Raw genomic sequence first — 26,940 nt, forward strand, 5'->3', positions numbered from 1 at the left:
CCCGGGGGGGGGGGGGCGGGGGGGGGGGGGGGGCCCCGGGCGGGGGGGGGGGGGGGGGGGGGGGGGGGCGCCCCCCCCCCCCCCCCCCCCGGCCCCGCCGGAAAGGGGTGGGGCGCCGGCGGGACCTCGGCTACAGTCCCCCGGATGCCCCTTTCTCATGATGTCTCAGGTCAAGGCCCCGGCCCCGTCGTCCTCCTGCTGCACTCCTCGGTGTGCGACCGGCGCATGTGGGACCCGCAGGTGCCGGTGCTGACCGACGCCGGCTACCGGGTGGTCCGGTGCGACTTCCGCGGCTTCGGTGACTCCCCCGTCGCCGACGGCCCCTACGGCGACGCGGCGGACGTCGAAGCGCTGCTGGACCACTTGGGGGTCGAACGGGCCGCGCTGGTCGGGGCGTCGTACGGCGGGAAGGTCGCCCTGGAGGTCGCCGCGCACCGCCGCGACGCGGTCTCGGCGCTGGTGCTGCTCTGCTCCGCCCTGCCCGGTCACGAACCGGGAGCGGAACTGCTCGCCTTCGACGAGCGCGAGGAGGCCCTGTTCGAGGCCGGGGACCTCGCCGGGGCCGTGGAGCTCAACGTGGCGACCTGGCTCGGCCCGGAGGCGGACGAGGACGTCCGGGGGCGGGTGCGGGCCATGCAGCGCCACGCGTTCGAGGTGCAGTCGGCCGCGGCGGAGGAGTTCTCCCCGGACCGGCGTGAGGTGGACCTGTCGCTGGTCGACGCGCCGTGCCTGGCCGTCTCCGGCGCCCACGACCTGGCGGACTTCCGGCAGATCGCGCGGAGCGTGGCCGAGCGCGTCCCCGGCGCCCGCCACGTGGAGCTCCCCTGGGCCGGCCACCTGCCGGGCCTGGAGCGCCCGGCGGAGATCGGCACGCTGCTGACCGACTTCCTCCGCGCGGCGGAGCCGGTCCACCACTGAGGCGTACGCGTCCACCGGGGCGTGCGGGGGGGGACGCGTCCAGCGGGTGTGCGGGTCTGACGCGTCCACCCGGGTGGGCGGGTGCGCCGGGCGTCGAACGGGCGGTGGCCGAGGTCATGATGGAGCGGTGACACGGACATTCGACGAGCTCGTCGAGGAAGCGGAGTCGGCCCCCGTCGAGGGATGGGACTTCTCCTGGCTCCAGGGGCGCGCGACGGAGGAACGCCCCTCGTGGGGGGTACCAGCGGCAGCCGGCCCGGCGGCTCGCCGGTGCGTCCGCCGCCCTGGACGTGCAGACCGGCGGCGGGGAGGTGCTGGCCGGCGCGCGGCCCGTCGGGGCGGGGGCGTGTCCCGCGGTGACGGTCGCCACCGAGTCGTGGCCCCCGAACGTCGCCGGAGCCACCCGGCTGCTGCACCGGCGGGGCGTGGTCGTCGTCGCCGATCCCGACGAGCCGCCACTGCCCTTCGCGGACGGGGCGTTCGATCTCGTCACCAGCCGGCACCCGGCCACCGTGTGGTGGTCGTGGATTGCCCGCGTCCCACGGCCCGGGGGCACGTACTTCGCGCGGCACGTCGGGCCCGGCAGCGTGTGGAAGCTGGTCGAGTTCTTCCTCGGGCCGCAGCCCGAGGCGCGCCGCAAGCGCCACCCCGACGACGAGTCGGCCGGGGCGCGCGCCGCGGGACTGGACGTGGTCGACGTGCGCTGCGAGCGCCTGCGCATGGAGTTCCTCGACATCGGCGCGGCCGTGTACTTCCTGCGGAAGGTCATCTGGACGGTCCCCGGCTTCACGGTCGGGCAGTACCACGACCGGCTGCGTGAGCTCCACGAACGGATCCGGGCGGACGGACCGTTCGTCGCCCACTCCTCCAGGACCCTCATCGAGGCCCGCAGGCTTTCCGGCGGCTGAGGCCGTTCCCATCGCTGCGGTCGGCGCGGAGGATCCGGCCACCGCTGGGCGCTGCCGTGGCCGTCGAAGGACCGGCTCAGGACGGAACCGCTGCCGGAGTACTGCTGGAGTACTGGTCGAGGGCCCGTCGCGGAGCAGGAGGTAGGCGTTCTGGACGAACCGGCTGGTCAGGGTGGGGTTGGTGTTGGTGAGGGCGACGACGGTGGTGAGGGGCCGGGGGCAGAAGCCGGTGAAGGCGGTGAAGCCCCTGGTGGCGCCGCTGTGGAAGTACAGGACGCGGTCCCGCACGCTGCGTCTGCTCCAGGCCAGGGGTGTGTCGGGGCGTGGCGGTCCGGGGTGGAGCACGGTGTGCAGTGCGCTGCGCAGGGGGTGGTGCTCTGGCGCGCCGGTACCGGGTGAGGCCAGGGAGTGCAGGTGGTGCAGGAGGTCGTGGGCGCTGGAGCGCAGGGCGCCGGCGGCGGGCAGGGCGGGGACGAGCCATGGGGGGCGGGGGCGGCCGTCCCAGTGTCCGGTGGCCTGGGCGCTGTCGGGGTCGTCGGTGGTGTCGGAGAGGTGGAGGGGGTGGAGGACGTGGTCACGCAGCAGCGTGGAGTAGGTGTGGCCGGTGGCGCGGGACAGGAGGTGGCCGAGGAGGCCGGCGCCGAAGTTGGAGTAACCGAATGAAACGACGCCTAAAAGCCCTCTGAGAGTGGCGCCGCAATCCTGAAGCATGCGGACTGGAGCTCAGGAGGGAATCTTACCGGTTCGGCATAGAGTTGATAGTCCCTGTGTCGGATGAAGCGATCAGGGAACTTCACAGATCGGAATGACAACTGGTTCGGGTCGATCTCAGCTGCTTCAAGAACAAAGGTCGAGTCCCCGCGAACCTCTTCCGCAACTTCGGGGTCTCTTATCCCCTCAAAGTACTTGCTGTGCATGCGGAAATTGCTGAACGTGGCGATGCGCAAGCAGAATCCCAGCGGACCAATGGCTCGCCGCAGCTGTCCCGTTTCGCCGATACGCAATCTGCCAGTCCACTCGAACGTGGCGTTACGACGGTCTTCATCAGTTTCGATCTTGGCGATATCAGCTTCGCCGGTGTGATCGATGATGAAGTAATCTGGGAGGTTATTCGAGAAGAGCGAGAGATTAGGCATGTGCTGTCCCTGTTCCGTGATGTCCCTTGAGGCGTCATGCCTCGTCACGGCGGGGTGGGCATGCGAATCGGCATCCACCGCGCCGATCGTAGGTGAGAACGTCTGTTCCATCGTGCGCCGCCGAAGGAGTGACCGCCACCGCTGCATGAAGGTTGCCAATTCAATGGGCGGACGGTCCGGCTGCGCACGCAGGTCACCCGGGGCGCCGGCAGCGCGGCCGCAGCCCTCGCGATGGTCTTCAAGCTCGCCGAGTCCGCACAGGCTCGCCGTTCGCCGGGTGCACCAAGGGCGAGCACCAGATAGACCACCGCATGCCCGGCACGGTCCCCAGCGCGTGGTGCCTGGGAAACTGACCAGGCATCTCGCACTCAAGGCAGGATCTTGTATTTCAACCCATACAGAGACCCACCACCCTCAAACCTCTTGGAGAGCACTCCGCGGTTGACTTCGTCCCGTCTGAGGAAGATTGAACCCAGGGAAATCGGTTGCCCCGGCTGATTCACCACCTTCAACGTGAGTTCGACGTCACCTCTACCGAACGGCACGAAGAAATCTTCGTCTTCCAGGTCCAGATGGTCGCCTTGACGCACAGTGATGAGACCGGCAGAAGGGGAGAATGCAAAGTTGCCATCAAACGCCTTGCCCCGAACCGAACTCCACGACGCCTTCGTCTCGTTGCCCTGCAGCCTCATCTGCCGGAGACGCCTCAAGAAGGCTCACCCGTGATCGTGTTACGAGTTCTAAGGCACCGGAGGGGCGGGCGGGGGCAGTTCGGGTACGAGGCGGACGTCGTCGGGGTCGCGGAACGAGGCGATCAGGTCGGCCCTCCGGCGGCGCGCCCAGGCGGGACGCAGGGTGTGCAGCAGGGCGAACTGGCGCCGCCAGAGCGTCACGCGGAAGGGCTCCCCGTCCTGCGGCCGGCTGCGGGCCCACACGCCGGCGGCCTCGAAGGTGACGTCCTGGAAGGCCCAGTAGAGGACGTCCTCGGGGTCGTGGGTGACGCGTTCCAGGACCTTCCGGCCGCGCTCGTAGGCGAGGTAGCGCAGCTCTCCGTCGGCGCCGACCTCGATGAACGGGCAGGCCCCGTCGCAGGGCGTGAAGCCCGGCAGACCGCCGGGCGCGATGCCGGCGAGCCGGCCCAGCCGGGCCATCTCGCCTTCCAGGTACCCGCAGGTCGCGGCCCGCTCGTCGTCGGTCATGTCCGTCCACCTCGCCGCTCCCCCGCCGCGTGCGCGCAGGCCGTGTCCGTACCGACGGGCGGGTCGCGGCCCAGCCTTCCCCGGACCGCGGCCGGGCCGCAACCTCGGCCGCGCCCGGCTGTGGCGGTACGGCGGCGCGGGGTGCGCGGTACGGCGAGGCGCCCGGTCGGGCCGCAGGGGGGTGCGGTCCGGCCGGACACGTGACCCTTGCCCGCCGTGGGTCGTCGGTCGTGGGCCGTCGGTCGGCGGGCACGGGCCTCCGTCGTCAGGCGTCCGAGCCGGACGCGTCGTCGTCCGCGTCGGCGGGGCGCGCAGTCCGTCGGTCAGGCCGCCTTGCCCCGGCCCGCCGGGGCCGCCTTGGCGTCGACCCGCGTCTCCTTCCCGGCGCCGTCGGCGGTGCGGAGTTCGACGTCCCAGGTGCCGTCGTCGTCGAAGTCGACACCGGTCACCGTGGCACCGGCGTGGGCCCTGAGCGCCTCCGCCGTCGCCTGGGCGGCGTTCACCTTCGCCGAGCGCAGGGCGGCGCGCTCGGTACGGTCGTCGTCCCGGTCACCCCGGTCGTCGGACCGGTCGTCGTCGGAGCGGTCGTCGTCGGAGCGGTCGTCGTCGGGCGTCACGGTGGCCTTCGCGGCGTCCACCCGCAGATCGTGCTCGCGGTCGTCCTTGCCCAGTACCTCGACGTCCCAGTGGGTCCCGTCGTCGGCGGGCTCGACCGAGGCGACCACGCCGGGCGTGGACTTCAGCGCGGCGGCGATGGCCTGGGCGGCGGTGACGGGACCCGCCGGGGCCGCCCGGTCGCCGTCGCGGCCGGCCTCGTCGTCCGCCTTGCCGTCGGCGGCGTCGTCGTCGCGGTCGGCCCGGTCCTCCGCCCTGTCGTCGGCGTCGTCGGCGTCGTCGTCGGCTCCGTCACCGACGTGGTCGTCCACCACGGCCGCCGCCGTCCGCAGGGACGGCGTCGCGTCGCCGGCGGCCGCGGCCACCGCCGTGTACGCACCGCCGCCGACCAGGGCGGCCGCCGTCAGCGTGGCGATGACGAGATTGCGCTTCATGGGTGTTCCTCCTCCGTGCCGGCACGGTTCGTGCCGTTCGCCGATGACGTGGTCCACCCTGACCGGCGCACGCTGAAGGCAGCCTGAAGCCACCTGAAGGGTTCTTCAGCTCCGCTCTGCGACCCTGAACCCATGAGGTTGTTGATCGTGGAGGACGAGAAGCGGCTCGCGGCGTCACTCGCCGCGGGGCTGAGGGCCGAGGGCTACGCCGTGGACGTCGTCCACGACGGGCTGCAGGGGCTCCACCGCGCTTCCGAGGAGGCCTACGACCTCGTGATCCTCGACATCATGCTCCCCGGCCTGAACGGCTACCGCGTCTGCGCGGCCCTGCGCGCCGCCGGCAACGACGTCCCCCTCCTGATGCTGACCGCCAAGGACGGCGAGTACGACGAGGCGGAGGGCCTGGACACCGGTGCGGACGACTACCTGACGAAGCCCTTCTCGTACGTGGTGCTCGTGGCCCGGGTCAAGGCCCTGCTGCGCCGCCGGGGCCGGGGCGCCGCCCCGCCGGTGCTCAGCGTCGGGGACCTGCGCGTCGACACGGCCGCCCGCCGGGTCTTCCGCGGCGACGACGAGGTGGCGCTGACGGCCAAGGAGTTCGCCGTGCTCGAACAGCTGGCCGTGCGCCCGGGGGAGGTCGTCGGCAAGCCGGAGATCATGGCGCACGTGTGGGACTTCGCGTACGAGGGCGACCCGAACATCGTCGAGGTGTACGTCTCCGCCCTGCGCCGCAAGCTCGGCGCGCACCGCATCCAGACGGCTCGCGGTGCCGGGTACCGGCTGGTGGCGGCGCCGTGAGGTCGGTACGCGCGCGGGCCGCGCTCGGCGCCACCCTCGTCGTGGCCGTCGCACTGGTGGCGGCGGGCGTCGTCCTGCTCCAGGTGCTCCGCTCGAACCTGATCGGCCAGGCCGGCCTCCAGGCGGAGATCGCCGCGCGAGAGGTGGCCTCCCAGATCGCGCTGGACCGGCCGCTCGACCGGCTGGACCTCCCGGACGGCGACGAACGGCCGGTGCAGGTCGTCGAGGAGGGCGGCCGGGTGGCGGCGGTGAGCGAGGGGCTGGAGGCGGTGGCGGGGACGTCGAGCCGCACGGTCGCGCCCCCGCCGTCGTCGGCGTCCTCACCCGGCGGCCGGGAGGACGGGGACGACGCCGACGGCGGCGCCGACGGGAACGACGACGACGCGCCGGCACGCGGCGAGGTCAGCGCCGATCCGCCCCGCTTCACCTCCGGCAGCGCCACCGTCGAGGGGCGGGCGGCGGAGTACCGGTTCGCCGCGGTGGAGGTGACGTCCGGGGACACCCAGCGCACCTACACCGTGTACGCGGGCGCGCCGCTCGCGGCGGAGCGCGACGCGGTGGGCACGGTGCGGACCGCGATGCTGATCGGCCTGCCGGTGCTGCTCGCCGTGGTCGGTTCGGTGACGTGGCTGGTGACCCGCCGCGCCCTGCGGCCCGTCGAGGCGATCAGGAGCGAGATGGCCGCCATCACGGCGTCCGAGGACCTGTCGCACCGGGTGCCCGAGCCCGCGTCGCGGGACGAGGTGGCCCGGCTGGCCCGGACGACGAACGAGACGCTCGCGGCGCTGGAGGCCTCCGTGGAGCGCCAGCGCCGGTTCGTCGCGGACGCCTCGCACGAGTTGCGCAGCCCCATCGCGTCCCTGCGCACGCAGTTGGAGGTCGGCGCGGCCCACCCGGAACTGCTCGACCTGGACGGGGCGGTGCAGGACACCCGGCGTCTCCAGCACCTCGCCGCCGACCTGCTGCTCCTGGCGAGGCTCGACGCGGGTGAGCGGCCGGCGGCGCGGCGGGTGGACGTGGCGGAGCTGCTCCGGGAGGAGGTCGCGCGGCGCCACGGCGACCGCCTCCCCGTCACCGTGGCGGTGGACGGGGAGGGGTGCGAGGTGACCGGGTCGCCGGGCCAGTTGCGCAGGGTCGTCGCCAACTTGTTGGACAACGCCCAGCGGCACGCGACCGCCTCCGTGTCCGTGTCCGTGCGGGCCGCCGCCGGCCGGGTGGAGGTGGCGGTGTGCGACGACGGGGCGGGCGTGCCGGAGGCGGACCGCGAGCGGATCTTCCAACGGTTCGTCCGGCTGGACGACGCCCGCACGCGGGACGAGGGCGGCGCCGGGCTCGGGCTGGCCATCGCGCGGGACGTGGCCGGGCGCCACGGCGGCACCCTCACGGTCGGCGCGGCGGAGGGCGGCGGTGCGCGGTTCCTCCTGTCCCTGCCCGGGGCGCCCGGTACGGGGCCGGCCCCGATCGGTACGGGACCGGTCTGACGGGCGGGCCGATCCGGGGCAGCTCGTGCCCGGCCCGGCGGAGCCCGGCGTGGTCCGGCGGGACCCGGCGCAGGCCCGGCGGAGCCCGGCACGGCACGGTCCGACGGCCGCCGTGGCGACCCCGGCCCCCGTTCCGGTGGCGCCCGGGACGATCGCCCCGGTGACGGTCCGGCGGGACCCGGCGCAGGCCCGGCGGAGCCGGACAGCCTCGGCCGGCGTCGGTGCCGGCGGCGGGCCGACGCGGGGTCTCAGCCGTCGACGAAGGTGAGGCTGGTCGCGTCGTAGCGGGTGCCCGCGACCCGCTCGGTCGGGACCGCGGCCTCGACCGCCGCGAGGTCCTCGGCGGACAGCTCGACGGTCAGGGCCGCGAGGTTCTCCTCCAGGTAGCGCTGCCGCCGGGTGCCGGGGATGGGCACCACGTCGTCGCCGCGGTGCTGCACCCAGGCCAGGGCGAGCTGACCGGCGGTGATCCCCTTGGCCGCGGCCAGCTCCTCCAGCCGCGCGACGATCGCGAGGTTCCGCTCGATGTTGCCGTCGGCGAACCGCGGCTGACCGCGTCGGATGTCCCCTGCCGCCAGCGTGTCGACCGAGCGGTAGCGCCCGGTCAGGAACCCGCGGCCGAGCGGCGAGAAGGGGACGAGCCCGATGCCGAGCTCCCGGCAGACCGGGGCGACCTCCGCCTCCGGGTCACGGGTCCACAGCGACCACTCGCTCTGCAGCGCGGCGATGGGGTGCACGGCGTGGGCCCGGCGGAGGGTGGCCGCGCCGGCCTCGGACAGCCCCAGGTGGCGGACCTTCCCGGCCCGTACCAGCTCCGCCATGGCGCCGACCGTCTCCTCGATCGGCACCTGCGGGTCGACGCGGTGCAGGTAGTAGAGGTCGATGTGGTCGACGCCGAGCCGGCGCAGCGACGCCTCGCAGGCCTGCCGTACGTAGGCGGCGTCGCCGCGGATGCGGGTGGGCTCGCCCAGGCGGTTGGCGAAGCCGAACTTCGTCGCCAGCACCACCTCGTCGCGGCGTCCGGCGACGGCCCGTCCGACCAGCTCCTCGTTGTGCCCGCCGCCGTAGAAGTCGGCGGTGTCGAGGAGGGTCACGCCGAGGTCGAGGGCGCGGTGGAGCGTGGCGATCGACTGCGCGTCGTCCGCGGCGCCGTAGCCGTGGCTCATGCCCATGCAGCCCAGGCCCTGGGCGGAGACCGCCAGGGCTCCCAGGTGGCGGGTGGGTACGTCGGTCATGCGGTGCCTCCCGTGATCGGAATTCCGTTCGCCGGTGACGCTAGGTGCTGGAGTGCGCTCCAGGTCAACCGCACGCCCGGCCGGGCGGCACACCGCTCGGGGAGTGTCCTGCCGGTCGGACCGGATCGACACGGCGACCCCGCGAGGGAGCGTGCCGGGCGGGCGAGCCCGCCCTGATCGCCGGGACGCCCCGGGGGCCGTCGGGGCCTCAGCGGCGTGCGGCGGGCTCGTCGAGGTGGGCGGCCGCCGTCCGCCAGGCGGCGGTCACGGCGCCCAGCGCCTGGGACGTACCGGTCGCGGCGTCGCCGGTCAGCGCGAGCGGTCGGCCGACGTGGACGTGGAGGCAGGGCCGGCGCAGGGGCGCGGTGACGAGGCCCGCGAGCTGCTTGGCGGCGCTTCCCGAGACGAGCCGCCGCGCCCCGGCCTGACCGACGGGGACGACGGGCGCGCCGGTGCGCCGGGCGAGCCGGGAGAGGCCGCTGCGGAAGGTGCCGGGCGGGGCCTCGGCGGCGTCCCCGCGGCGCGGGAGTCCGCCCTCGGCGTAGAGGAGGACGACGCGCCCCCGGTCGAGCGCCGCCTCGGCCAGGTCGAGGGCCCGGGCGGCGCGCCGGTCGCCGCGGTGGACGGGGATGTGGCCCTCGCGGGCGAGGACGCGGCCGAGCACGGGCACGCGCCACAGGCCGGCGGTCGCCATCACCACGGGCTGTACGCCGAGGTGGCGCAGGGCGGCGAGGACGACGGCGGGGTCGGCGAGCGACGTGTGGTTCGCGGCGACGATGCTGCCGGGCGCCAGGTCCGCGCCGTCGTCCGCGGTGACCGAGAGGCGCCCGAAGGCGGGCACGAGGGCGTCGGCGAGGCGGCTGAGCAGCATGCGGGTCTCCCGGTGGCGTGGGCTGGTGATCGCCATCATGGGAGGCCGGGCGGCACGGGACCTGAGCGCTCGTACTCGGGTGGGGCACGTCACCGTACCCAGACGGACGGGCGGGAATGACTCCCTAGGGAGCGGTGAGGCGGGCGGTCTGCTCTCGGGCGGCGGCGAGGACGGCGTCGAGGAGGCCGGGGAAGAGGGTGTCCAGGTCGTCGCGGCGCAGGCCGTTCATCTTGGCCGTGCCCCGGTAGGTCTGGCGGATGACACCGCTCTCGCGCAGGACGCGGAAGTGGTGCGTGGTGGTCGACTTGGAGACGGGCAGCTCCACGTGCGAGCAGGGCACCTCGGCGTCGGCCGCCGCCAGTTCGCGCACCACGCGCAGCCGCATCGGGTCGGAGAGCGCGTGGAGGACGCCTTCGAGGCGGATGTCGTCGCGCGGGGGGTGCGCGAGCTCGCGCGGGCCGGTCGCGGCGGTCACGGGTGTCACGGGGGCTCCAGACTCGTCGGGTCCCCTCATTGTACGAAGGTCCTCGTAGTTTGACAGATGGCGTACTACGAAGGTTATCGTACGAGCCGTCCATCGGTCCCGTCCTTCCCGAGTGGAGTCCGCCGTGAGCGCACTGTTCGAGCCCCGCACCCTGCGGTCGCTGACCATCCCCAATCGCGTCTGGATGGCGCCGATGTGCCAGTACAGCGCCGAGGCCTCCGGCCCGCACGCGGGCGTCGCGAACGACTGGCACTTCGCCCACTACGCGGCCCGCGCCGCCGGCGGCACCGGTCTGATCCTGCTGGAGGCGACCGCGGTCTCCCCCGAGGGCCGCATCAGCCCGCACGACCTCGGCATCTGGAACGACGCGCAGGTCGACGCGCTGCGCCGCATCACCGGCTTCCTCAAGGGGCAGGGCACGGTGCCGGGGGTGCAGATCGCGCACGCGGGACGCAAGGCGTCCACCGACCGCCCCTGGAAGGGCGGCGCCCCGCTCGGCCCCGACGCGCACGGCTGGCAGCCGGTCGCCCCGAGCCCGCTGGCGTTCGACGAGGGCCACCCGGTGCCGGACGAACTGACGGAGGACCAGATCGGCGCGGTGGTGGAGCAGTTCGCGGCAGCCGCCCGGCGGGCCCTCGACGCCGGCTTCGAGGTCGTCGAGATCCACGGTGCGCACGGCTACCTGATCGGCGAGTTCCTCTCCCCCCACAGCAACCACCGCACGGACGCGTACGGCGGCTCCTTCGAGAACCGCGCCCGGTTCGCCCTGGAGGTCGTCGACGCCGTGCGCGAGGTGTGGCCCGAGGAACTGCCGCTCTTCTTCCGCATCTCGGCCACCGACTGGCTGGAGGACCGGGCGGGCTGGACCGCCGACGACACGGTGCGGTTCGCCGCGTTGCTGAAGGAGCACGGCGTGGACCTGCTCGACGTGTCGACGGGTGGCAACGCGCCGCGCGTGCGCATCCCGGTCGGGCCGGGCTACCAGGTGCCCTTCGCGGCGCGGGTGAAGGCCGAGACGGGCCTGCCGGTCGCCGCGGTCGGCCTGATCACGGAGCCCGGGCAGGCGGAGAAGATCGTCGCCAACGGCGAGGCCGACGCGGTCCTCCTCGGCCGCGAACTGCTGCGCAACCCGTCGTGGGCCCGGCACGCCGCCCGCGAACTCGGCGGCGACGTCCACGTCCCCGACCCGTACCACCGGTCGGTCTGAACCCCCGGGCGGGCGGCGGGCCCGGCAGACTGGGCGCGTGGATGACTACGCACCGGTACACCGGGACCCCGCCCCCGAGTCCTACGGACGCCTGCGCGTACGGACCGCCGACCTCGGCCCCGCGCGCTGGCTCACCCGCCACGACCCGTCCGGGGCGGGGGCCTTCGGGACCGTGGCGGGCGTCGCCGCCCCCGGCTTCGCCGCGTACGTCCGCGTCCTGCACCCCGCGTCCCTGGAGGAGCGGCCCGTGCGCTGGTCGACGGTGGCGGCGGCCCACGGGCGGCGGGTGACGCCGACCTCGCGCTGGCACGAGCTGGTCGGCATGGACGCCCTGTACCAGAACGCGTCCGAGTACGGCCTGCCCGGCGTATGGGACGAGCACCCGGTGGAGGGCCCCACCCCGCCCGACGTGGCCCGCGCCCTCATCCCGGTCCTCGCCCGCCACACCGGCACCCCCGACCACTGCTGGTACGGCCTGTGGAACGGCTACGGCCGCTGGGACTTCGACCACCTGCCGTTCTTCGAGAGGCCCTGCCGGGACGAAGTGCTCCTCGGCGGCACGCTCGCCGACGCGGTGTCACCGACGGACCTGGAGGCGTTCGCCGAACTGCCGGACCTGTGGTGGCCGCAGGACCGCGCCTGGTGCCTGGGCGGCGACGTGGACCTGGTGAGCACGTACGTCGGCGGGTCGGAGGCGCTGGTCGCCGAGGTGCTGGCGGCCCCCGGCCTGGAGGCGCACCGGGTGGACCCCGGCGACCCCGTCGGCTGAGCCGCCGATGCACCCCCGCTGCGGCCGGTGCGGGGAGGCGCTGCCCCGGTGGGTCGACTCACTCGCGGGCCGGCCGGTCCCCCGGCGCCTGGAGGGCCTCCGCGGTCTCCGGGGCCACCACGACCTTCGGGGCCTCCGGCGCCTCCGGGGCCGGGGAGTCCGCTGGGGTGTGCGGCTCGACGGGGTCCCCGACCCCCGGGGCCGTCGCCCCGCGGCGGGGCGGGGCCGGTTCCGGGAGCGTTGCGAAGAGCAGCGCCGCCGCGAGGGGCAGCAGGACCAACGGGCTCAGTGCCGTGGCGAGGGAGGTCGCGTCGGCGAGCGCCCCGACGAGCGGGGCGGTCAGTCCCCCGACGCTGACGGTGAGCCCCAGGGTGATGCCGGCGGCGGTGCCGACCCGGGACGGCAGGTAGTCCTGACCGAGCGTCACCTGGAGGGAGAACGGAACGTAGAGGCCGACGGAGGCCAGCGCCACGCACAGCAGGAGCGCGGGGCCAGGCACGGTCACGATCCCGGCGACGGCGACGGCGGTGGCCAGGTACGACCAGCGGCAGACCGTCACCCGGTCCCAGCGCTCCGCCAGTGCGCCGCCGAGGACCGAGCCCACCGCGCCGCCCAGGAACAGGACGAACAGCGCCGCCGTACCGACCGCCGCGTCGCCGCCGGTGCGCTGCCGCGCGAGGAGCGGGACGAAGGTGCTCAGGCCGACGAAGACGACGGACCGGCAGACCACCGCCAGGGACAGCCGCAGGAAGGGTCCCGGCCGGTCGGGCCCGGCCGGGACCGCCGCGCCGGGCCGGGCGCGGTCGGCCTTCCGTACCGCGCGGATGGCGGGCAGGCACAGGACGCCGCCCACCAGGGCCGGCACCGCGAGCAGCGGCGACATGCGCAGCCCGCCGACGGCCACGACGGCCGCCACCAGGAGGGGCGCGAGCGCGAACCCGACGTTGCCCCCGAGGGAGAACCAGGCCATCGCCCGGTGGCTGTCGCCCGCGGCGAGACGCGCGACGCGGGCGGACTCGGGGTGGTACGCCGCCACGCCCAGCCCGGACACCGCGACGAACAGCAGCGTGTGCGCGTACGAGCCGCCCACGCCGGCCAGGGCGACGCCGGCCCCGGCCAGGAGCGTGGCGACGGGCAGCAGCCAGGGCATCGCCCACCGGTCGGTGAGCAGCCCGAACAGCGGTTGGGCCACCGACGACAGCACGGACGCGGCGAGCACGACGCCGGACGCGGCGGCGTAGCCGTAGGCGTGCTCGGTGACGAAGTAGGGGACGAGCGAGGCCACGGCGCCCTGGTAGACGTCCACGCAGGCGTGCCCGACGGACAACATGATGATCGGCTTGTTCCTCCGCACGGCCCCATCGTCCGCCGCCCGACCCCTGTCGCACTTCCGATAACCTGCCAGGCGATGACGCAGATCCGCCACCAGCCGGTCGCGCCGACCCGCGTGCAGAGCATGGCCACCGGAGCGGTGATCGACGCCCACCGGCACGACGACCACCAGATCGTCCACGCGGGGCGCGGGGTGCTGTCGGTGACGACGGACCGGGGCACGTGGGTGGCCCCCGCGACGCGCGCCATCTGGGTGCCGGGGGGCACCGTGCACGCCCATCAGGCGCACGGGTCGGTGGAGTTGCACCTCGTCGGCCTGCCGGTGACCGACAACCCGCTCGCCCTGTACGAACCGACCGTCCTCGCCGTCGACCCGCTGCTGCGCGAGCTCCTCCTGGCGTACACCCGGCCGCCGCTCGACGACACCCCCGAACGGGCCAGGCTGCGCGCCGTCCTGCTGGACCGGTTGCGGATCTCGCCGCAGCAGCCCCTGCACCTGCCGACGCCCACCTCGGCCGTCCTGCGGGCGGTGTGCGGGCTGCTGCGGGACGATCCCGCCGACCAGCGCACGCTGGTCGCGCTGGGCCGGGCGGTCGGCGCGAGCGACCGCACCCTGTCCCGGCTGTTCCGTACGGACCTGGGCATGACCTTCCCGCAGTGGCGCACCCAACTGCGGCTGCACCGCGCGCTGGTGCTGCTGGCCCAGGGCGTCCCGGTGACCGCGGTGGCGCACCGGTGCGGCTGGTCGTCCGCCAGCGCGTTCATCGACGTCTTCCGCCGCGCCTTCGGCCACACACCCGGCGAGTACCGGGAGCGCCGACCCCGCTGACGCCCGCGGGCGTCGCCCTGGGTGCCCGCGCGGCTGCCCGTCCGGGCACCGGAGCGCCTGCGACAGGGCGGACTTCTGTACCGGAACACCCTTTCGACTGCATTCTGGTCGAGACCATTCCTTTCCCGGAACTATGCAGGAAAACGCATATCTACCCGGATAGCCTCCCCCGTTGACACGAGGGGTGCACGGAAGCGTGCGGACCGTCACCGACAACGGCCCGCCCCCGACTCTCCGCAGGGAAGATCGCACCGCGCCGCCCCGGAGCAGATCTCCGGAAATCTCGACCCGCCCCGGGAAATCCCGCAGCCACCTGCCCTTTCGACGCGACGATCCTCATCACCCGACCCGCAGCCGCCAGTTGGTCCGGTCCGGACCCTTGCGGCGGCGGCGACCCGTCTGCCACATTCACCACAGCCGCACATGGCATGCACGCGACAGGTTTACCCGGCCTTCGCGTGCGCCGACTGCTGCATAGGTATGCAGTGCAGTCCTCATGAAGGACGCCTCCACCCCCACACAAGGGAGACGCACGTGCGAACAAGCAGACTGGTTACGGCGCTCGCCGCCACCGCGATGACCGTCCTCGGCCTCGCCGCCCCCACCGCCACCGCCCAGGTGCCCACGGTCGAGAGCGCGCCCGCCGCGGTGTCCGGTACCTCCGTCCAGCCGATCATCGGCGGCGGTTACGCGAACAACGCCCCGTGGGCGGCCCGCCTGTTCTCCAACGGCCGGCAGACCTGCAGCGCCTCGATCATCGCCCCGACCTGGATCCTCACCGCCAAGCACTGCGTGGGCGGCGGCGGGCTGTCCTTCCGCATCGGCAGCCTCGACCAGACCAGCGGCGGCACGGTCGCCAACGGCGTGAGCGTCCACAACCACGCCTCGTCCGACCTGTCCCTGGTGAGGCTCGACCGCTCCGTCTCGGGCACCTACGCCCGGCTCGGCCAGCCCGGTTCGGTGTCCGTCAACCAGACCGTGCAGGTGTACGGCTGGGGCGCGACGTCCCAGTGCGGCTCCGAGGCCAACTGCCAGTCGCAGTACCTCAAGGTCGCCAACGTCATCGTGAGCGGCGGGTGCCGCGACGCCTACAACGGCTCGGCGATCTGCGCCCGCCGCGGCGACGGCATCACGGCCGGCGGCGACTCCGGCGGCCCGATGATGGCGAACGGCGTGCAGGTCGGCGTCGCCTCCACCAGCGACCGGCAGACCACCACCGCGTACACGAACGTGACCGCGTACCGCTCCTGGATCCAGAGCATCGCCGGCGTCTGACCGGCCTCCCCCCTCCCCCGTCGCGCCACGAGCCGCGCGCGACGGGGGAGGCCACCGGGGCGGGGGGGGGGGGGGGGGCGGGGCCGCCCCCCCCCCCCCCCGGGGGGGGCCCCCCCCGGGGGGGGGGGGGGCCGGCGCCCCCCCCCCCCCCGCCCCTCGGCCGTGGTCGCCGCCTCCGTGTGCCGTGGTCACGGCCTCTCGGTCGTGACCACGGCACCGGTCAGCGGCCGGCGCCGACCGCCTCCCGCCCGTCCCGCTGACGGGGCAGGGCCGGCAGGGCCGTCATGCTGACCGGCTCGCCGCCGGGCTCGCCCCGCTGTTCCGCCCAGGACCGCAGCGCGGCCCGGCACGCGTGGTCCAGGTGGTGGAGTCCGGAGAGGTCGAGCTCGACGCCGCGGTCGCGGGGCAGGGCCTCCAGCGTGTCGAGGAGGCGCGGCAGCCGGAGGAAGGTCGCGTTCCCCGAGAGCCGCGCCCGTATGGGCCCGGTGCCCCCGTCCACGACGTCCAGCCTGACGTGCGACGCGTCCCAGGCGGCCTTGGCGACGGAGAGCGCCAGGCCGATGAGGACGCCCTGGAACATGTCGATCGTCACGATGGACACGGCCGTGACGACGAGGACGACCGCCTCGCCGCGGTGCGAGCGCCACAGGGTGACCACGCCCCGGAAGGGAATCAGCTTCCACCCCGCGTGGACGAGGATGCCGGCGAGGGCCGCGAGCGGTACGAGCTCCAGGGTGGCCGGCAGCGCGGCGGCGAACACCAGCAGCCAGACGCCGTGCAGCACGCGGGACGCCTTGGTCCGCGCGCCCGCCTGGACGTTGGCGGAGCTGCGTACGATCACCGCGGTCAGCGGCAGCGCGCCGAGCAGGCCGCAGACGGTGTTGCCCGCCCCCTGCGCCATGAGCTCCTTGTCGTACGCGGTGCGCGGCCCGTCGTGCAGCCTGTCCACGGCGGCCGCGCTGAACAGCGACTCGGCGGAGGCGATGAGGGCGAAGGCGAGGACCGTGCCGACGAGGCCCGGTCCGGCCAGTTCGGCGAACGCGTCGAGCCCCGGGGGCTGGACGGCGTCCAGCAGGCCGTTCACCTCCACCGTGGCGACCGGCAGGTCCAGCGACCACGTGAGGAACGCGGCGAGGACCACCGCCACGAGCGCGCCCGGCACCGCGCGGACCCGGCCCGGCAGCCGCCGCCACAGGACGATCAGGGCGACCGTTCCCGCGGCTGTCGCGAACGACACCAGGGCCGCCGGGCTGCCCACGACCTCGACGGCCGCGCCCGGCAGCCGGGCCACCTTCTCGAGACCGGAGGCCGGGGCGTCGACGCCGGCGGCGGCATAGAGCTGGCCGGCGATGATGACGAGTCCGATGCCGGCCAGCATCCCCTCCACCACGGAGAGGGAGATGGCACGGAACCAACGGCCCCACTTCAGCGCGCCCATGGCGATCTGGAGCAGTCCCGCCAGCAGGACGATGACACCGAGGACGGGCAGGCCGTACGTGCGGACGGCGTCGAAGACGAGCACGGTCAGTCCGGCGGCCGGCCCGGACACCTGGAGGCTGCTGCCGCGCATCAGCCCGGTGACGAGGCCGCCGACGATGCCGGTGATCAGGCCCAGTTCGGCGGGGACGCCGGAGGCGACGGCGACGCCGAGGCACAGGGGGAGGGCGACGAGGAACACCACCAGGGAGGCGGCGACGTCCTGCCGCAGGTGGGGGAAGCGGTCACGCACGGTTCCCACCCCCCTCACAGGGACTCGAAGGTGTCGGTGGCCGCCCGGTGCTCGCGCACGGCGCCGGTGTGGACCTCGTAGTACCAGCCGCGCAGCGTGATCCGCCCCTCGCGCAGGCGTCGGGCCACGCACGGGTACGAGCGGAGCCGCAGCAGCTGCGCCAGCACGTGGTTCTGCACGGGTCCCGCGACCGTCGGGTCGTCGTCCGCGCGGTGCCCGGCGGGTGCCGGCGCCGCGTGCGCGAGCCAGTCACGGACGGCCGGGACGGTGCTCAGGTCGTCGCCGCGCACCAGGGCGCCGACCGCGCCGCAGTGCGAGTGGCCGCAGACCACGACGTCCCGTACGCCGAGCACCTCGACGGCGTACTCGATGGTGGCCGCTTCACCGGAGGGCCGTCCCGTGCCGTACGGGGGCACGATGTTGCCCGCCGTGCGCAGCTCGAAGAGCTCGCCCGGGCGGGCTCCGGTGATCAGGGCGGGGACGACCCTGGAGTCCGAGCAGGTGACGAACAGGACGCCGGGCGACTGGCCTTCGGCGAGTCCGGCGAACTCCTCAGGGCGCTGTCCGAACGTGCGGGCGTTGTCGATGAGGGGTTGCATGCGGTGATTCCTCCTGGCGCGCGCTGACGGCGCGTCGGGCTGACGGGGGGGGGTGGGGCGTCGGGCGGGGGCTTCGGGGTGGACGCCACCCGGCACCGGTGGGAAGCGGAGGCGGCCGGGGCGGGCCGTCACGCCGGGTCTCGACGGGTACGGCTGCGGACCACCACCTCCCTTCACGGCGGAGCGCGCCGCGCTTACCCAAGGAAAGTTAAAAGCAAGGTCAATGAAGAGTAATGGCGCAGGTGGGGTCGGACTGTGAAGACTTTCTGAACAGGCGGTGTTTTCGAATGGAAACGGCCAGAAGTCGACGGAAAACCGCCCCGCGCCCGCGGCGGAGGAGGGGCGCGTCGGTGGCCCGGGAGCTCTCCGGCGCAGCCCCCGGGGTCATCGCCGCGCCGGAGTGCCGGAGTCCGCCCCCGCGGCACGGCCCGCACGGCCGTCGGGGCGGCCCGGCGCGGGCGGCCGCAGCCGGTCGCACACGGCCCGGACGACGGCCGGGGCGACGGTGGTCGCGGCCGCCTTCCAGGCGACGTTCGCGTTGACCTCGCAGATGTCGAACGCTCCGTCCGGCAGGAAGAGCAGGTCCACGCCGGCCACGGTGAGCCCCAGGGTCCCGGCGGCACGGCACGCCAGGTCCTCGGCCTGCGGGTACCGCCCGGGGCAGGCCGTGGCCGTCCCGCCCCGGGCGAGGTTGGCCTTCAGCCGCCGCCCCGGGGCGGTGCGCACCTGGGACCAGACGGCGCGACCGTCCACCACGACGACCCGCAGGTCCCGGCCGTGGGAGGAGGCGCGGTACTCCTGGAAGAGGTAGGGCACCTCCTGTCGGAGACAGCCGGAGAGGTCCTCCAGGGCGTCGACCGTCGGAGCGAGGAAGACCCCGTCGCCGCGATGGCCGCGCACGGACTTGACCACGCACGGCTCGAAGGGGCTGGCCGCCACGGCGGCGGCGAGCGGCGCGTCCGCGTAGGTGACGCTGTCGGGTACGGGCAGTCCGGCGGCGGCGAGTTGCTGGAGGTGCCAGAACTTGTTCACGCAGGACAGCACGGCGTCGATCGGGTTGAGCAGCAGCGCCCCCATCGCCCGCAGGTGCCGCAACAGGGTGATCTCGCGGTCCGCGCTGAGCCGGGGGGTGGGCAGCCGGGCGTAGACGACCTCCGGCGGGTCCACGTGGGTGCCGGTGAGGGTGCTCAGGGTGAGCCTCCCGGAGCGGACGCCCATGACGAGGGATCCGGTGCGCACCACGGCGAAGTCCGGGCCGAGTGCCGCGTCCAGATGGGTGGTCAGCTCGCGGGTCACGTCGTCCTGGTCGAGGCGGTCGCCCAGCAGCAGCCAGGCCCGCGCCGGCCCGGTCGACGCCCCGGACGGCGACCCGGACGGGGGTGACGCGGAGGGGGCACCGGCCGGATCGCCGGTCGGGGAAGCGCTCTTGGCGGGGGTGGGGATCGACACGGGAACTCCCTGGGGCAACCGGACGCGGCCGACGTGCTCGTGCGACCCCAGCGACAACGATCAAGGCGCTGCGCGGGTAACTGCGGTCCGGCACCGCCCGGAGCCGTCGCCATGCGGACATGCTCCGACCTGTACGGCGCCTGCCGTCCCCACCATGACGACGACGCGGAACGCCCCGCGGGACCCGCCCGTCCCACGGCCCCCCGCCCCACGCCCCCTCTCCCCGACGGCGAGCGCGGCGAGTTGCCGCGCGCCCTCGCCGAGCAGCGGGAGCTGCTGCTGATCACCGTCCGCGGCATCGACGACGAGCAGGCCGCCCGGCGGAGCACGGTGAGCGAACTGACGCTGGGCGGGATCGTGAAGCACCTGGCGTCGGGCCACCGGGTGCGGACGCAGATGATGGTCCGGGCGGACGGCGCGCTGCCGGACGGGATGCTCGACATGGACCAGTACCGGATGGCGGACGGCGACGCGCGGACCGGGCTGGTGGAGCAGTACGCCGCCGCGGCCCGCGCGACGGAGGAGGCGGTCGCCGCGCTGCCGGACCTGGACCGCATGGTGCCCCTGCCCCGGACCCCCTGGTCCCCGCCGGAGACCGTCCACTGGCCCGTGCGGCGGGTCCTGCTGCACCTGCTCCGCGAGACGGCCCACCACGCGGGCCACGCCGACATCGTCCGCGAGGCGCTGGACGGCGCCGACACCACCGCCCAACGCTGACCCCGCCCGTCTCCGGCACCCCCCGGTACGACGGCGCCGCCCGCCCGCGCCTCCCCCGGCCTGACCGGCCGGGGGGGGGCTCGTCAGAAGGCGTAGCGGACGTCGAGCCAGGGGGCCTCGGTGTCGATCAGGGCGCGCAGGGTGGTGAGGGACGCGGACTTGACGGTGTTGCGGTACCGGACGTTCCGGTCGCCGTTCTGGGAGAGCTTGGGCTGCTGGAGGTCGGGGCGCCACAGCAGTTCCTCGGCGCGCGGGTGCCAGTCGAGGTTCACCTCGTGGAGGCGGTCGTTGTGGGTCAGCATGATGACCTCGGCCCGTGCCTGCTCCTTGACGCGTGCGGGCAGCACGTCGTCCAGCTGCCGCAGCAGCTCGGCCCAGTCCTGCTCCCAGCCCGGCCGGACCACCACGGGCGAGAGGTTGAAGTGGACCTCGTACCCGGCGTCGAGGAAGTCCGCCGCCGCGCCGATGCGCCGCTCGACGGGGCTGGTGCGGATGTCGAGCGTCCGGGAGTCCGCGTGGGGCATCAGTGAGAACCTGATGCGGGTGCGGCCCTGCGGATCCAGCTCCAGCAGGTCCGGGTTGACGAACTTGGTCGCGAAGGACGCCTTGGCGGTGGGCCAGCGGCGGAACGCCGCGACGAGGTCGGCGGTGTTGTCGCAGATCAGGTCGTCCACGGAGCAGTCGCCGTTCTCCCCGATGTCGTAGACCCACGCCCGCGGGTCGCACTGGTTCGGCTCGGGCTTCGTGCCCTGGGCGGCGACGTGGCGGCCGAGGTGGCGGACGACCTGCTCGACGTTGGTGAAGACCGTGATGGGGTTGGCGTACCCCTTGCGGCGCGGCACGTAGCAGTACGCGCACGCCATCGCGCACCCGTTGCTCAGCCCGGGGGCGATCCAGTCCGCCGACCGGCCGTTGGGGCGCGTGGTGAGGGAGGAGCGCTCGCCGAGGACGAGCGTCTGACGCTTGACCCGCACCCAGCGCTCGGCGTTGCCCTCGTTGCCGTGGAGGTGGGGGATGCGCCAGTGCGAGGCCGTCTCCAGCACGCGGGCCTCGGGGAAGCGGGCGATGATCTGCCGGCCCCGGTGCGAGGCGGCCGCCGCGGGTTCGGCGTGGATCTCGGTCACGTCGAGCATCCGGCGGGCCTCCGGCGAGTCCCGGAAGGCGCGGCGCCGCGCCGCTCCCGTGTCACGGGGCCGAGCGGCGGCCGCCAGCTCGTCGACGGAGAACAGTTCCTCCTGGCCGTCGTCCGCGCCGTCGGGGGGATGCCGCATGACCACGGGGGAGCTCCGATGCCGGGGGGAGGGCAGGACGCGCGGTCGCCGCCGCAGGGTCCGCCCGGGCTCGCACCGGGAATGGGCGAGCCACTCCCTACTGTACGAAATCGGACACGCTGGCGGAGGGGCCCAGGCATCACCCGGGGCGTGGCGGCGAGCGGGCGGAAGGCAGTGCGGCGCGCCCCAGGCCGGGGCCGGGGCCGGGGCCGGGGCCGGGGGCCGGGGCCAGGGCCGGGGCCAGGGCCGGAGCCGGGGGCCGGGGCCAGGGCCGGAGCCGGGGGCCGGGGCCAGGGCCGGAGCCGGGGAGTGGGAAAGGGTCCCTGCCCGGGAACGAGTGCCCGCCCCTCCCCCACTCCCCGCCGCGCCGCGCCCTTCCCGGCGCCCCGCCCCGTCCCGGGACGGGCGTGTCCCAGCAGGTCAGAGCGGTCGGGATCCCGAGTTCGGTGAAGCGGCCGGGACCCGCTTGTCCGGCTTCTCGGCGGGCTGCTCCCATGGTGCTCACCGCCCCCCAGCGGCCCGGACCACCGGGATTCCGCGCTGGACGGCGGCTTGTCCGAACGGGGGCCTCCTCCTGGGGGGCCTCCCCCGCGGCGCCGGTGGCCGACCACCCCGGCGCCGTCACGGACGGCAGCACACCCGTCTCACCGGCGGCCCGGCCACGGGGCCGGGCCGCCCCACCCATCCGTCCCGCCGGCAGTCGACCTGCCCGGAAGAAGGAGCACACCCATGAACGCCAACGCCACCTCACTCGTCCCGACCCACCGCGCCTCCGCCGAGAGCGGTCCCGCCCGCCCGGCCCGGCGCCTGCGCAGGGCGGTGCTCGCGGGCCTCACCGCACTCACCGTGGCGGGCGGCCTCGCCTCCGCCGCCCCCGCCCAGGCCGCGACGCACACCCTGGACTGCCTGATCACCGGGGGCATCGCCTACACCGGTTGCTCGGGACAGCTGACCGTGCACCCCGGGCAGCGGGTTGACGTCGACCTGGTGTCCTCGGGCGGCAAGAAGGTCCGGTTCTGCGTGGAGCCGTTCGGCGGCGGGTGGGACCTCGGCTGCTCCGGCTGGGTCCACCCCGGCGCCAACACCGCCCTCGTGTGGCACAACACCACGGGCCAGACCCACCGGGTCCAGCTCATCGCCGGCAAGAACGTGTCGGTGACGGTCCACGCCAAGGGCCAGTACCACGTGCGCTAGCCGCCACCATGCCGGTGGGGTCCCGCTCCGGTCGCTCCGGGCGCGGGGCCCCGCCGCCGGCCCGACCGCCGCCCGCCGGACACACGGGGGTCCGGCGGGCGGTACGGGCCGTGGTTCACTCCTCGCCGTGCCCGAAGGGCGCGGTTCACTCCTCGCCGTGCCCGAAGGGCGCGGTGCCGCCGCCCCCGCCGACCAGGTGGCGTTCCAGCCAGTCGGCCGCCGTCCGGCGGAAGTGGCGTCGGTTGTCCGCCCGCTGGAAGTCGTGCCCCTCGTCGCGGAGGGTCAGCAGCTCGGCGGGGATCCCGCGGTCGCGGGCCGCCCGGACGAACTGCTCGGACTCCCCCGGCGGCACGTTCGTGTCGTGCTCGCCGTGGACGGCCAGCACCGGGACGCGCAGGGCGTCGATCCGGTGGAGCGGGGAGAGTGACCGCAGCAGCTCGCGGTCCCGCTCGGGGTGGCCGTACTTGTGGGCGGCGGACTCGGCGATCCACGGCTCCGTCCCGGCGAAGAACGTCTGAAGGTCGGACATGCCGCACACGGCCACGCCCGTGCGGAACAGCTCCGGGTGCCAGACCAGGGAAGCCATGACGAGGTAGCCACCGTACGAGCGGCCCATCACGCCCAGCCGCGCCGGGTCCGCGGGACCGGCGAGGACGGCGTGCGCGGCGCAGTCGGCGACGTCCTGGATCGCGGCGAACCGGCCGGTGCCGAGGTCGGCGTCGACGAAGGTCCGCCCGTGGCCCGAGGAGCCGCGCACGTCCGGCGCGAACACGTCGAAGCCGCGGCCCAGCAGCTCGTGGTAGAGCGGGTCGAGGACGGGCCGCTCCTGCTCCTCCGGGCCGCCGTGCAGGTGGATCACACAGGGGGCGGGCCGGTGGGGGCCGCGTCCGGGGGCGCGGTAGTACCAGCCGCTCAGCGGCGTCCCGTCGCGCGCCGTGAACCGGTGGCGGACGGGGCGGGTGGGCAGGCGGCCGGGCGGTACCGCCTCCTCGTCGCGCGACGACCACGGCGTCCGCAGCGGCTCCCCGGCGCCGGGCAGCCACCAGACGCCGGGACGGCGCTGCGAACCGCTGAGCGCGATCACGGCCGCGCCGCCCGTGCCGGCGGGCGCGACCCTGGTGGCCACCTCGTGGGGGAGGGCGACCCCGCGCCCGGCCGCCACCACGCTCCTCGGCCCGTTCGGATCACCGGTCCCCTCCCCCACGTCCGGGGTGTCCGGGGCTCCCGGCGTGGCTGGGGTGGCTGGGGCAGCCAGGTCGTTCGGGGCGTCCGACGGTGCCGGCATTTCCGGGGCTCCCGGGACGCCCGGGAGCCCCGGGGCTCCCGAAGCGCTCAAGGCGTCCGGGGCGTCCGCGAGCGGGCGGAACTCCAGCTCGCTCAGGCCGCCGTCGTTCCAGGCGAGGAAGGCGCCGCGGCCCTCCGGGTCCACGGTGAGCAGCTCCAGGTCGACACCGTCGCGCTCGGCGGCCACCGACAACCGGGTGACGCTCCCGTCGGGCGCCAGGTCGGCGGCGAGCAGGGCGGCGAACTCCCGGTCGACGTCACTGCGCAGCCACAGCCGCCGCCCGTCCGGTGAGAAGGCGCCGATCCACGGGTCCCCGTCGGCGACCGGGACGGCGGCCGCCGTGCCCAGGTCGGACAGGCGGACGACCACGGCCTCCCGCCGGTTGCGCGGGCCGCGCCGCAGGACGGCCAGCCGTCCGTCGCGGCTGACGTCGCAGATGCGCAGGGTGGCGGCCGTCCGCTCGACGGCCACCAGGGCCGGCGCCGCCACACCGTCCGGGTCCACGAGGTAGGCCGCGAGACCGTTGCCCGCCCGCACGGTCGGCCCTTCGGGGCCCGGCCCGGTGGGGGCCGTCCCCGTGAGCGTCCCGTCGAGCCGCGTCGTGTCGGAGGGCGTCCCGTCGAGGAGGATCCCGTCGCGGTACGCCCCGTCGACGGCGGTCCCGTCGAGGAGGGCACCGTCCGCCGGTCGCACGGCCGCTCCGGTGAACAGGTCGTCGTACCGCGCGTGGGTGGCCGGCCGGGACGCCGTCCCGTCGGGCAGGAGGACGGTCGGCGGCCGGACGGCGGGGGCGACGTCCCCGTGGTGCGCCCCGCCGAGGAGGACGGCGCGGCCGTCGCGGTCCCGCCATCCCGCCGGCAGCCCGACGGCGGACGGATCGGCCGGCTCCGCCTCCCCCGGCGCGGACTCGCCGGGCGCGTGCCCGGTCCCCTCCGCGGGGGCGGCGACCGTGACGGCCACGGCGGACCCGTCGTGCAGCCAGCACCCCAGGTAGGCGGAGGTTCCGGGTTCGGCGCCCGCGAGGACGCGCCGCCCGGTGCCGTCGGGGCGTACGCACAGCACACGGGAGTGCTCGCCGCCGCCCGGCCTGGTGGTGTAGGCGATCCACCGCCCGTCGGGCGACCACGCGACCTCCGACACGGGGTCCGGGCCGGCGTCGAGGAGGTGCGCCTCGCCGCCGTCGACCGGTCCGGTCCACAGCTGGGGCACGCCGCCGCGGTCGCAGACGAACGCGACCTGTGCGCCGTACGGGTCGGCCGACGGGTACCAGCAGCCGTGCGCCGTGAACCGCACCGGTTCGTCCCGGGCCCCCTCGGCCGGTGCCAGGAGGACGGTCGAGGGGGCGGCGACCGGGGCGTCAGCCTCGTCCCGCCGGGGACCGGTCAGTTGATGCCGTGCTTCTGCAGCCACAGCTCCAGCAACGCTACCTGCCACAGGCCGTTCGCTCCTCGCCTCGTACGGTGCTCCTCGGGCGCCGCCAGGAGCTCCGCCACGTACTCCTCCCGGAAGATGCCGCGCCCCTTGGCCGCGGGGGCCTCCAGCGCCTCGCGCACCCGCTCCAGGACCGGTCCGGCCATGTGCTTGATCGCGGGGACCGGGAAGTACCCCTTGGGCCGGTCCACGACCTCGGCCGGGAGCAGCTTGCGGCCGGCCTCCTTGAGCACGCCCTTGCCGTCGTGGGCGAGCTTCAGCTCGGGCGGGCAGGCCGCCGCGAGCTCGACCAGCTCGTGGTCGAGGAAGGGCACCCGGGCCTCCAGACCCCAGTCCATGGTCATGTTGTCGACCCGCTTGACCGGGTCGTCGACGAGCATGACGTGGGTGTCCAGCCGCAGGGCCGCGTCCAGCGCCGTCTCGGCGCCGGGGGTGGCCATGTGCTCCCGGACGAACTGCATCGAGACGTCCTCGCCGGGGAGCATGTGGGGCTGCACGATGCGGGCGAGGTCGGCGTGCGTACGGTCGAAGTACGCCTCCGCGTACGCGTCGGCCGCGTCCGCGCGCACCGGCACGGCGAGGCGGGGGTACCAGTGGTAGCCGGCGAAGACCTCGTCGGCGCCCTGGCCGCTCTGCACCACCTTGACGTGCTCGGACACCTGCCGGGACAGCAGGTGGAAGGCGATCACGTCATGGCTCACCTGCGGCTCTGCCATGGCCGCGACGGCGGCGTCGAGCGCGCCCGACACCTCGGTGGACGGCACCATCAGTTCGTGGTGGTCGGTGGCGAACTCGCGGGCCATGAGCCGTGAGTAGTGGAACTCGTCGCCCTGCTCCCCGCCGGCCGACTCGAAGCCGACGCTGAACGTGGCGAGGTCGCGCTGGCCCTCGTCGGCGAGGAGCGCCACGACCAGGCTGGAGTCGAGACCGCCGGAGAGCAGCACGCCCACGGGCACGTCGGCGACCATGCGGCGGCGGACGGCGACGCGCAGCGCCTCCAGCACGGCGTCCCGCCACTCGTCCGTGGTCATCCCGTCGTGCTCGGGGCGGCGGGTGTACGACGGCTGCCAGTAGTGGCGGTCGCGGTACGTGCCGTCCGTCTCGACCACGCGGACGGTGGCCGGGGGGAGCTTGGCCACGCCGTTGAGGATCGTGCGCGGGGCGGGGACGGTCGCGTGCCAGGTGAGGTACTGGTGGAGGGCGACCGGGTCGATCGAGGTGTCCACCTCGCCGGCGGCGAGGAGGGCGGGCAGGGAGGAGGCGAACCGCAGCCGCCCGGGGCCGGGCGCCAGGTACAGCGGCTTGATGCCGAGCCGGTCCCTGCCGAGGACGACCTGCCCGGTGCGGTGGTCGACGAGGGCGAAGGCGAACATCCCGAGGAAGTGGTCGACGCACTGGACGCCCCACTCCAGGTACGCCTTGATCAGCACCTCCGTGTCCGAGGTGGACACGAAGCGGTGACCGAGGCCCTGCAGCTCCCGCCGCAGCTCCTGGTAGTTGTACAGGCAGCCGTTGAAGACGCCGGTCGCGGCGGCGTCGGAGCCGTCGGTCATCGGCTGGGCGCCCCGGTCGGACAGGTCGATGATCTTCAACCGGCGGTGGCCGAGGGCGACCGGGCCGTTGCTCCACAGGCCCTCGCCGTCGGGGCCGCGGGGGGCCAGGCGGTCGTTCATGCGCCGTACCGCGTCGACGTCGGGGCGGCCGCCGTCGAACCGAATCTCACCGCTCAGGCCGCACATCGCGTGTCACCCCCCGGGTGGAGCGCCTCGGCCGC

Annotated in this window: 23 protein-coding genes and 2 pseudogenes; 10 read left to right on the top strand and 15 right to left on the bottom strand. The window is 74.8% G+C overall.

Annotation, left to right across the window (positions count from 1 at the left end; genetic code table 11):
- Positions 1–144: 144 nt before the first annotated feature.
- Both ACF053_RS01360 and ACF053_RS01365 read left to right on the top strand, forming a co-directional pair.
- Positions 145–918: an alpha/beta fold hydrolase gene (locus tag ACF053_RS01360; RefSeq protein ID WP_391951875.1), complete on the top strand. Its 774-nt coding sequence runs from the start codon at positions 145–147 to the stop codon at positions 916–918.
- Between the two features lie 127 nt (positions 919–1,045).
- Positions 1,046–1,826, top strand: a pseudogene (locus ACF053_RS01365) (methyltransferase domain-containing protein).
- 147 nt (positions 1,827–1,973) lie between these two features.
- On the opposite strand, the pseudogene ACF053_RS01370 reads toward ACF053_RS01365, so the two are convergent.
- The 5 genes and pseudogenes from ACF053_RS01370 to ACF053_RS01390 all read right to left on the bottom strand — a co-directional run.
- Positions 1,974–2,537 (bottom strand): annotated as a pseudogene (locus ACF053_RS01370) (serine hydrolase); the annotation flags it as partial.
- Complete coding sequence (locus ACF053_RS01375) at positions 2,498–3,040, bottom strand: AbfB domain-containing protein (protein ID WP_391951876.1); 543 nt, start codon at positions 3,038–3,040, stop codon at positions 2,498–2,500. The gene ACF053_RS01375 and the pseudogene ACF053_RS01370, both read right to left, overlap by 40 nt.
- Before the next feature lie 290 nt (positions 3,041–3,330).
- Positions 3,331–3,654: a hypothetical protein gene (locus ACF053_RS01380; RefSeq protein ID WP_391951877.1), complete on the bottom strand. Its 324-nt coding sequence runs from the start codon at positions 3,652–3,654 to the stop codon at positions 3,331–3,333.
- Positions 3,655–3,702: 48 nt separating this feature from the next.
- Entirely contained in the window at positions 3,703–4,161 is a 459-nt protein-coding gene (locus ACF053_RS01385) for an Imm63 family immunity protein (protein ID WP_391951878.1), read from the bottom strand.
- A gap of 323 nt (positions 4,162–4,484) precedes the next feature.
- Positions 4,485–5,210, bottom strand: a complete 726-nt coding sequence (locus ACF053_RS01390) for a PepSY domain-containing protein (RefSeq protein ID WP_391951879.1) — start codon at positions 5,208–5,210, stop codon at positions 4,485–4,487.
- Between the two features lie 132 nt (positions 5,211–5,342).
- On the opposite strand from ACF053_RS01390, the gene ACF053_RS01395 reads away from it, so the two are divergent.
- Complete coding sequence (locus ACF053_RS01395; RefSeq protein ID WP_391951880.1) at positions 5,343–6,008, top strand: response regulator transcription factor; 666 nt, start codon at positions 5,343–5,345, stop codon at positions 6,006–6,008.
- The gene (locus ACF053_RS01400) at positions 6,005–7,489 is read left to right on the top strand and encodes a sensor histidine kinase (RefSeq protein WP_391951881.1); all 1,485 of its coding nucleotides are present in this window, start codon (positions 6,005–6,007) and stop codon (positions 7,487–7,489) included. The genes ACF053_RS01395 and ACF053_RS01400 overlap by 4 nt, the downstream gene beginning before the upstream one ends.
- A gap of 248 nt (positions 7,490–7,737) precedes the next feature.
- Here the strand turns inward: ACF053_RS01400 and ACF053_RS01405 are convergent, their stop codons facing one another.
- The 3 genes from ACF053_RS01405 to ACF053_RS01415 all read right to left on the bottom strand — a co-directional run bounded on the left by ACF053_RS01405 (position 7,738) and on the right by ACF053_RS01415 (position 10,109).
- Positions 7,738–8,724 (bottom strand): aldo/keto reductase, encoded by a 987-nt coding sequence (locus tag ACF053_RS01405; protein WP_391951882.1) that lies wholly within the window; start codon positions 8,722–8,724, stop codon positions 7,738–7,740.
- Positions 8,725–8,932: 208 nt separating this feature from the next.
- Positions 8,933–9,592, bottom strand: a complete 660-nt coding sequence (locus ACF053_RS01410) for a lysophospholipid acyltransferase family protein (protein ID WP_391952618.1) — start codon at positions 9,590–9,592, stop codon at positions 8,933–8,935.
- A 127-nt stretch (positions 9,593–9,719) separates the two neighbouring features.
- Positions 9,720–10,109, bottom strand: coding sequence for an ArsR/SmtB family transcription factor (locus ACF053_RS01415; protein WP_391951883.1), 390 nt, complete (start codon positions 10,107–10,109; stop codon positions 9,720–9,722).
- A 94-nt stretch (positions 10,110–10,203) separates the two neighbouring features.
- Here ACF053_RS01415 and ACF053_RS01420 point away from each other — a divergent pair, with 94 nt between their 5' ends.
- Positions 10,204–11,286, top strand: coding sequence for an NADH:flavin oxidoreductase/NADH oxidase (locus tag ACF053_RS01420; protein WP_391951884.1), 1,083 nt, complete (start codon positions 10,204–10,206; stop codon positions 11,284–11,286).
- A gap of 37 nt (positions 11,287–11,323) precedes the next feature.
- On the top strand, positions 11,324–12,055 hold the full coding sequence (locus ACF053_RS01425; protein ID WP_391951885.1) for a hypothetical protein: 732 nt from the start codon (positions 11,324–11,326) through the stop codon (positions 12,053–12,055).
- A 58-nt stretch (positions 12,056–12,113) separates the two neighbouring features.
- Here ACF053_RS01425 and ACF053_RS01430 read toward each other — a convergent pair whose 3' ends face one another.
- A complete protein-coding gene (locus tag ACF053_RS01430; protein ID WP_391951886.1) occupies positions 12,114–13,409 on the bottom strand; it encodes an MFS transporter in 1,296 nt (431 codons plus the stop codon).
- A 54-nt stretch (positions 13,410–13,463) separates the two neighbouring features.
- On the opposite strand from ACF053_RS01430, the gene ACF053_RS01435 reads away from it, so the two are divergent.
- Together ACF053_RS01435 and ACF053_RS01440 are read left to right on the top strand one after the other, a co-directional pair.
- Entirely contained in the window at positions 13,464–14,216 is a 753-nt protein-coding gene (locus tag ACF053_RS01435; RefSeq protein ID WP_391951887.1) for a helix-turn-helix transcriptional regulator, read from the top strand.
- Positions 14,217–14,750: 534 nt separating this feature from the next.
- On the top strand, positions 14,751–15,491 hold the full coding sequence (locus ACF053_RS01440) for a S1 family peptidase (protein WP_391951888.1): 741 nt from the start codon (positions 14,751–14,753) through the stop codon (positions 15,489–15,491).
- A gap of 220 nt (positions 15,492–15,711) precedes the next feature.
- Here the strand turns inward: ACF053_RS01440 and ACF053_RS01445 are convergent, their stop codons facing one another.
- The 3 genes from ACF053_RS01445 to ACF053_RS01455 form a co-directional block, all read right to left on the bottom strand.
- Positions 15,712–17,220, bottom strand: coding sequence for a SulP family inorganic anion transporter (locus ACF053_RS01445; RefSeq protein WP_391951889.1), 1,509 nt, complete (start codon positions 17,218–17,220; stop codon positions 15,712–15,714).
- 14 nt (positions 17,221–17,234) lie between these two features.
- Positions 17,235–17,819: a carbonic anhydrase gene (locus ACF053_RS01450; protein WP_391951890.1), complete on the bottom strand. Its 585-nt coding sequence runs from the start codon at positions 17,817–17,819 to the stop codon at positions 17,235–17,237.
- A 384-nt stretch (positions 17,820–18,203) separates the two neighbouring features.
- Positions 18,204–19,268: a RimK family alpha-L-glutamate ligase gene (locus tag ACF053_RS01455; protein WP_391951891.1), complete on the bottom strand. Its 1,065-nt coding sequence runs from the start codon at positions 19,266–19,268 to the stop codon at positions 18,204–18,206.
- 111 nt (positions 19,269–19,379) lie between these two features.
- On the opposite strand from ACF053_RS01455, the gene ACF053_RS01460 reads away from it, so the two are divergent.
- The gene (locus ACF053_RS01460; RefSeq protein WP_391951892.1) at positions 19,380–19,985 is read left to right on the top strand and encodes a mycothiol transferase; all 606 of its coding nucleotides are present in this window, start codon (positions 19,380–19,382) and stop codon (positions 19,983–19,985) included.
- Between the two features lie 83 nt (positions 19,986–20,068).
- Here the strand turns inward: ACF053_RS01460 and ACF053_RS01465 are convergent, their stop codons facing one another.
- The gene (locus tag ACF053_RS01465) at positions 20,069–21,256 is read right to left on the bottom strand and encodes a spore photoproduct lyase family protein (protein WP_391951893.1); all 1,188 of its coding nucleotides are present in this window, start codon (positions 21,254–21,256) and stop codon (positions 20,069–20,071) included.
- Between the two features lie 729 nt (positions 21,257–21,985).
- On the opposite strand from ACF053_RS01465, the gene ACF053_RS01470 reads away from it, so the two are divergent.
- Positions 21,986–22,450 (top strand): hypothetical protein, encoded by a 465-nt coding sequence (locus tag ACF053_RS01470; RefSeq protein ID WP_391951894.1) that lies wholly within the window; start codon positions 21,986–21,988, stop codon positions 22,448–22,450.
- 145 nt (positions 22,451–22,595) lie between these two features.
- Here the strand turns inward: ACF053_RS01470 and ACF053_RS01475 are convergent, their stop codons facing one another.
- Positions 22,596–25,145 carry a S9 family peptidase gene (locus ACF053_RS01475; protein ID WP_391951895.1) on the bottom strand — a complete coding sequence of 850 codons (2,550 nt, stop codon included), beginning with the start codon at positions 25,143–25,145 and terminating at the stop codon, positions 22,596–22,598.
- Entirely contained in the window at positions 25,118–26,905 is a 1,788-nt protein-coding gene (locus ACF053_RS01480; protein ID WP_391951896.1) for an N-acetylglutaminylglutamine amidotransferase, read from the bottom strand. The genes ACF053_RS01475 and ACF053_RS01480 overlap by 28 nt, the downstream gene beginning before the upstream one ends.
- Positions 26,906–26,940: the final 35 nt, after the last annotated feature.

The sequence above is a fragment of the Streptomyces kanasensis genome (assembly GCF_043077165.1).
Taxonomy (GTDB): Bacteria; Actinomycetota; Actinomycetes; order Streptomycetales; family Streptomycetaceae; genus Streptomyces; species Streptomyces changanensis.

Coding starts and splice junctions, on each gene's coding strand:
- ACF053_RS01360 (WP_391951875.1), top strand. CDS start 145: ATGCCCCTTTCTCATGATGTCTCAGGTCAAGGCCCCGGCCCCGTCGTC.
- ACF053_RS01380 (WP_391951877.1), bottom strand. CDS start 3,654: ATGAGGCTGCAGGGCAACGAGACGAAGGCGTCGTGGAGTTCGGTTCGG.
- ACF053_RS01385 (WP_391951878.1), bottom strand. CDS start 4,161: ATGACCGACGACGAGCGGGCCGCGACCTGCGGGTACCTGGAAGGCGAG.
- ACF053_RS01390 (WP_391951879.1), bottom strand. CDS start 5,210: ATGAAGCGCAATCTCGTCATCGCCACGCTGACGGCGGCCGCCCTGGTC.
- ACF053_RS01395 (WP_391951880.1), top strand. CDS start 5,343: ATGAGGTTGTTGATCGTGGAGGACGAGAAGCGGCTCGCGGCGTCACTC.
- ACF053_RS01405 (WP_391951882.1), bottom strand. CDS start 8,724: ATGACCGACGTACCCACCCGCCACCTGGGAGCCCTGGCGGTCTCCGCC.
- ACF053_RS01415 (WP_391951883.1), bottom strand. CDS start 10,109: ATGAGGGGACCCGACGAGTCTGGAGCCCCCGTGACACCCGTGACCGCC.
- ACF053_RS01435 (WP_391951887.1), top strand. CDS start 13,464: ATGACGCAGATCCGCCACCAGCCGGTCGCGCCGACCCGCGTGCAGAGC.
- ACF053_RS01450 (WP_391951890.1), bottom strand. CDS start 17,819: ATGCAACCCCTCATCGACAACGCCCGCACGTTCGGACAGCGCCCTGAG.
- ACF053_RS01460 (WP_391951892.1), top strand. CDS start 19,380: ATGCGGACATGCTCCGACCTGTACGGCGCCTGCCGTCCCCACCATGAC.
- ACF053_RS01465 (WP_391951893.1), bottom strand. CDS start 21,256: ATGCGGCATCCCCCCGACGGCGCGGACGACGGCCAGGAGGAACTGTTC.
- ACF053_RS01470 (WP_391951894.1), top strand. CDS start 21,986: ATGAACGCCAACGCCACCTCACTCGTCCCGACCCACCGCGCCTCCGCC.
- ACF053_RS01480 (WP_391951896.1), bottom strand. CDS start 26,905: ATGTGCGGCCTGAGCGGTGAGATTCGGTTCGACGGCGGCCGCCCCGAC.